The 5,814-nt window shown below is 33.5% G+C and carries 7 protein-coding genes; 6 read left to right on the forward strand and 1 reads right to left on the reverse strand.

Annotated features, from left to right (window positions below; genetic code table 11):
• The coding region (locus DBR11_RS24595) for a hypothetical protein (RefSeq protein WP_108555230.1) at positions 1–873 on the reverse strand (873 nt) is incomplete at its 3' end.
• 175 nt (positions 874–1,048) lie between these two features.
• Here DBR11_RS24595 and DBR11_RS24600 point away from each other — a divergent pair.
• The 6 genes from DBR11_RS24600 to DBR11_RS24620 all read left to right on the forward strand — a co-directional run.
• Positions 1,049–1,435 (forward strand): DUF3892 domain-containing protein, encoded by a 387-nt coding sequence (locus tag DBR11_RS24600; protein WP_108555231.1) that lies wholly within the window; start codon positions 1,049–1,051, stop codon positions 1,433–1,435.
• A gap of 165 nt (positions 1,436–1,600) precedes the next feature.
• Positions 1,601–1,909 carry a DUF5763 domain-containing protein gene (locus DBR11_RS30680; protein ID WP_369974452.1) on the forward strand — a complete coding sequence of 103 codons (309 nt, stop codon included), beginning with the start codon at positions 1,601–1,603 and terminating at the stop codon, positions 1,907–1,909.
• 47 nt (positions 1,910–1,956) lie between these two features.
• Positions 1,957–3,135, forward strand: a complete 1,179-nt coding sequence (locus tag DBR11_RS24605; protein WP_108555232.1) for a PD-(D/E)XK nuclease family protein — start codon at positions 1,957–1,959, stop codon at positions 3,133–3,135.
• A gap of 64 nt (positions 3,136–3,199) precedes the next feature.
• Positions 3,200–4,006: a hypothetical protein gene (locus DBR11_RS24610; RefSeq protein WP_108555233.1), complete on the forward strand. Its 807-nt coding sequence runs from the start codon at positions 3,200–3,202 to the stop codon at positions 4,004–4,006.
• Positions 4,007–4,339: 333 nt separating this feature from the next.
• Positions 4,340–5,338 carry a hypothetical protein gene (locus tag DBR11_RS24615; RefSeq protein ID WP_108555234.1) on the forward strand — a complete coding sequence of 333 codons (999 nt, stop codon included), beginning with the start codon at positions 4,340–4,342 and terminating at the stop codon, positions 5,336–5,338.
• Positions 5,325–5,814, forward strand: a 490-nt coding sequence (locus DBR11_RS24620; RefSeq protein WP_146186656.1) for a hypothetical protein, incomplete at its 3' end; no start/stop codon positions are given. The genes DBR11_RS24615 and DBR11_RS24620, both read left to right, overlap by 14 nt.

Genomic DNA, 5,814 nt, shown 5'->3' on the forward strand with positions numbered 1-5,814 from the left:
GTAGTAGGAAACATACTTTGTTAAAATATAATTTGTTAATGGCTTTAGTCTTCTAAGCGTATCTGCAGGATGCATTCCGCTATCTGTATAAAATTCTGGCGTACCATTGATCTTGGTATACCACACTTTTCCTAAAGAGTTTGTGGTCAATGTATCCGGTTGGGTGATTTTTCTTTGATGAGCTAATTGCTCTTTATCTAGAGGAAGTATTATTCTATCATTAAGATTTATATCACATGGAATTGGTTCATAACGATCACTTTTCCAAACCATACATTTCTCGTTGGGAAGCGGTTCATGGTAGTCCGTGCCTATGACATTGGTGGAAAATAAGGAGATGGTACCGCCTGAAATGAGTAGAATAAGAAGTCCAGTTGCAATCTTCTTATTTAATCCTTCATTGTTGTTTGGAGGAGGGAAGTCATTTTCACCAGGCCCATCATCTTGATCCTCGTCAGAAACAGGAGGTCCGTCATATTCATTCGGAGGAGGATCATCATCGACAAGAGGTATTGAATGGAAACTTTTATAGTACGCTATACTTGGCCTGGGTTGGAAGTCAATTAGCCAAGCCAGGAGCTCGCTGTTTCTGTTGTGTGTTGTCGTCGTTTCGCCTTTTAAATGGTTTAATAGTGGCCTAAATACTCCGGTTTTTGCATCTGATATCTTTTCTCGAAAGTTGACTCCCACTTTATCCAGATCAAAAAACTCTGAAAAAATATCATCGTCTTCTGGTTTGTACCTATTATCGTAAATCTTCAAACAGGCATTTTTCAATCTTGCAGTCGTTGCATTTTTTAAGAGTGGTAGGTCACCATTCGCCAACTTTTCTTCATAGGCAGCGAAAACTTTAACTTGATAATTTTCAGGCATTTTTCAAAAATTAAAGCGTAAAAATAGATACGGAATTTATGGAATTTTTACGGTTTTCCGGAATTTGAAGAGCATTGAAAGTGATTTAAAGACGGAATTTCGAAGAATAACTGAATACTAGATCCGATTGCTATCGAGATATAGACTCAATCTGGTTTTCCGTAAAAAAATCTGTTTGTGCGCTGATACATTTGAGCATACCAATAAGGAAGAAAATTTTTTACAAAAATTATTAATTAAATCTATTATGTCAGAGTACAGAATTAGCGGAATTTGGATAAACCAAAATCAAGTCATTACCCATTATGCTTTTCATACTGTTGGAGTGAATTCAACATCTAAAGCAATTAAAACAACAAAATCCGATGCGATTGCAATGCTGGAAAAATCGGGTAATACAGCAGTTACATGGGTTTGGAATTATAAGACTTCAAAGTGGGGTATTGGAGAAACGGTTGAAGTAGTCCACGGAGAAAATGGAAAATATCTTAGATCTAATCGTGATGATAGATTAACAGATAACCTTAGGCACCTCGTCGATTTTGACTGGATAACTCAATAATGGTAGGCTAAGCTATACATTGAGTTTTTTTAGAATAAAAGTTTGGACTCATTGTTTATTTGAGATAAAATAACAAGATTTGAAATAACCAACTATTCTATCTGTATCTTATGATACAGATAGAATTTTTAACGGCTCTCGATCATGAAGAATCTTTTATTGCTGATGCTGCTTTGCAGTGTTTTATTATCCACTAGTGTTGCCGCAATAGAATATGGTAGCATTGATAAGGATCATTATGCCAAATGTACCGGTAGTGTAAACTGTAGGGCATGTAAAACATGTAATTACTGTGCACATTGCAATTCAGGAGGAAGTTGTGGCGTATGCTCTTCTGGAAGTTCAATAAAACATATATCAACATTCAAATCGTCCACTAACAGTAGTTCTTCTCAGTGTAAAGGCATTACGAAAAAAGGAGCAAGGTGTAAAAGAATGGTTCGAGGTGGGGGATATTGTTGGCAGCACTCCTGATATTAAATTAACAGAATTCAAATAAATTCTATGAACGCTTAATCAACATGATAATACATAAAACTGAAAATTTATTAGTGCACGCTTCTGCAATCATTAAACAGTTTGAAAGAGTTGCCCAACTTACAGGAGAGAATTTTAATGTTTTTAAGATTCTAAAGTTAAGTACTATGGAAGTGAGGACTCATTCGTCATTTATTGCTGAACTCTTAGATCCAGAAGGTTCGCATGGACAGAAGGAGGTGTTTTTACTACTTTTTTGCGACCAATTTGACATTCATAATCTTAATTGTTCTAATGCAAAAGTTAAAGTTGAAAAGAAAATTAGTGCTATTTCTGAAGATGGCAATGAGGGAGGGAATATTGACATCCTGATAACTGATTTGGAAAATAATGCTGTTATAATTGAAAATAAGATTAACGCAATTGATTTGGAAAAGCAATTGCTTAGATATTTCAACTATGGCAAGACCTTTACTCAACATCGACTGCTCTATTTGACTTTAAATGGTACTGATCCATCGTTATGTAGTAGAATAAGTTTGAAGAATGAGGATTTTCAAAAAGGATCATACTCAGAAGATGTATTGAATTGGCTAGAGAAATGCAAGGAAAAATCCGTAGATCATCCCATTCTAAGAGAAACAATCACACAATATATCAACCTAATTAAATATTTAACACACCAAACAATTTCAAGTAAGATGTCTGAAGAGTTGATCTCATTAATTTCAAATAATAAAGAGTATTACAATTCAATTGATGATTTGTATGACGCCTATAGAAAATTTAAAGAACAGGTGAAAAGTAGATTCATGGCAGCCTTTTATAAGAAACAGCTTCAGGAAGATACTGTTATGCAAATCTCAGATTTAAAGTTCCTCTATGAAATTTTGGAGGATAATGAAGGTTTTTATTATGGTTTTTCTGTGGAAAGAGGAGGTACTTTATTGGATGGTACTTCTGTTGAAATGAGACCTTACGTGGATATTTTGAGATCAATTAATCCAAAATTTCGTTTTAGTCCACCTTACATTGGATGGGCATTTTTTGATCGCTTCTCAAAATTATTGAATGAGAAAGAGTTATTGTTCAATTTGCAGGACGACCGGTTTTTAGATAATCTTATAACTGAGTTGATAAATGAACTCAATGGAGTCATTAGTGAACTTAAAATGAAGCTAAGTACCGAAAACGTTATTTCAATTTTACCGAGTTCTAATTAAGTAATACAAGGACATGAATATTTATAAGGTGGAGGTTGAAGAATTTGCCCTTAAATAGTTAAATATGAAGAAGCTACATGAGTTTATCGATAAATGGCTTTCGGAAGAAGAAGTAATTAAGTTAATAACAGATTTTAGGACAGGCAAAGAAAGGTATGACTTAAGATTGTTTGACGATCTTTTATTTGATCCCCTAGGATATGAAGGTATAGAAGAGTATGAAGGGTATTATTATGGGACGATGATAGAAAGATCTGAATTGAAATTAGAAAGACAAGGTAATAAGATCGTTCCGGGGGATATCGATATTGTTTTTATTCCCTACAATCAAAACCAAGTGTTCTTTAATCGTACAGCAGTTTGGGAAGTGAAAATAGCCAGACCTCATTCAGAAAAAATAAACAAGAGCTCTAAATCATTAGGTACTGATCAAATTCGGGGCTTGATGGAAGATGGTTTTCCGTTAATTGGATTAATGCATGTTTGTATGAGTTATCCTTTAAAAGAAAGCAGCCTTGTTGATATTCGATTTCATAAAGACCCTGGACCATACCCAGGCAAAAGTTTTGAGGAATATCCACATGAGATTGTTAAAATGGATTGGTTGCCGGGACTGTCCATCAAGAACCAAATGAATAGGATGATCATGTCAGGGTTGCCTAAATATATTGGAATGACCGCTTTTGCACTTAATTTCGATTCCAGCAACCGTAAACTCATTACTTTGTCAGAAGAATATCGTGGCTATTCTTCGGGATATTTTAATCCAAAAAAAAGTGGGAATACAATTAACGCTATTAAAGAGCATTTTGAATTATTTGGCGACAAGAGATATACAAAACTTAAAATCTGGGATCTCAATGAAAATTAGTTGATACTGATTCCATTTCGTACTGCGAAATCTGTTGGCAACGCAATTGGCTGTTTAAAATATTTGTTCCAACTCATTGTTTATTTGGAATAAAATAGCAAGATTTGAAATAGCCTTTATTGTTTTTGCACTTCAAGGTGTAAACTGATTTTAACGACTCTCGATCATGAAAAAATCTTATTGTTTGTTCCTGTTTGCAGAGTATTTGTTTTTGCGTTTTTTTTAGTATACGCAACTGAATATTTACTTGTTAGGAAACTATCTAGGTAAAGGTACTTAAAGGATAATTTAGCGATAGAAAATATAATACATGTCAAAATTAAACTAACAAACATGGCGCATGAACCGAAATTAGAAGTATATAAAGTATATATAGGTGCAACACCTACGACCGTTGATAGATCTTTTGGTGGATTTTTGGAAAAAAAATATCCAGTTGAAGATTTTAAACTTAAAGAAGCTTATCATAAGCTTTTACAGGATTTAATTACTTCGATAGATACTAATTTTGTTCTGAATGATATTCGAAAAAAAGGTCTTCGAATTGATGAAAATTCAACTGCAAGCTTAGAAAGATCAATAAAAATTAAAACTAATAAGCATATAATATCAGGGACTATTAAAGGTGGTAGATATGGCCAACAAAGGTCTATTGGTTATACAAGAAAGCCCAACCAGAAGTATACGAAGATCAATACTACCGATATCGTAATGGATACTTTTTATTTCCTGTTGTATACTCCCTTCGGTAGCAATAAAGGAATATTGATGATACAGAGTTATTCCGACGATCAAATAAATGATGTTTTTATAAGTTGGTTGCGAGCCAATCTAAAGGCTGAAGGTTTTTATAAACCCAATTTGGAATTATATTGTCCAATTAAACTGCAGCGAGAATTTAAAGCTACAAGTGTTGTAAAAGAACTTAAGTTCACTAATGATGTAGTTGTAGAAAATATTGATGATGATCATAGTATCTCCACTGAGGCCTTTACGATTAATATATCAATTAGAGCGAAGGAAGATGGTGAAAGTTTAGGTAACCTTCAGAATCTAGTAAATTATGTGAAAAGATTTACTTTTGGAGACAAGAATAAACCATTAACTTTAGATGAGTTTAAAAGAAAAACAGGAACTTTATACAATGGTTCTCATCAAAGTTCGTTCGAGTTGGGGACTGGAATAGATATCAAACCAACAATTTATTTGAAAGATAAGGTTGATCTTCAGGTCGATGGAAGTCCTAAGTGGGACAGTTTGGAGAAATTTTGTTTAGAGCTGCTAGATGATATAAAAGAAGAAATTTACCCTGAAGCTGATGAAATATCTTAAAATTAGACATTATATATCCGTATTGCTAAGCGAAGGAACGAGATGGGAATTTGAAGATATTCTGAATGGTGGAGTTAATTTAACTGATAGGCAAATAAAACGCTATAGTTGGAGAAAAAGATACTTGCTTTTTGTTCCTGTGATGATATTAGTTCTAATACTCAAGAAAGGTATAAATTCAGAATGCATTGGATATGCGATAGCGGCACTTTCGATCTTTATTGGGCTGTTTGCAAGTTTAATTATAACTATGTATGGTCGATATTTGCAAATTCCACGTCTGCCTCCTACAGCTAATAACGATCAGAAGATTGAGGATAAAAAAGTGAGGAATTTTATAAGGCAATTTACCTTTGTGACGGGCAAAAATCTTTTAGTTGCTACTGTAATAATAGCTTTAATGTCATTAATACTCATTTTACCAGAGTATATGTCTATTAATGTATTTGAGAGCAAATTTATTTCATCTAATAATC

It is taken from the genome of Pedobacter sp. HMWF019, from assembly GCF_003061025.1.
Taxonomy (GTDB): domain Bacteria; phylum Bacteroidota; class Bacteroidia; order Sphingobacteriales; family Sphingobacteriaceae; genus Pedobacter.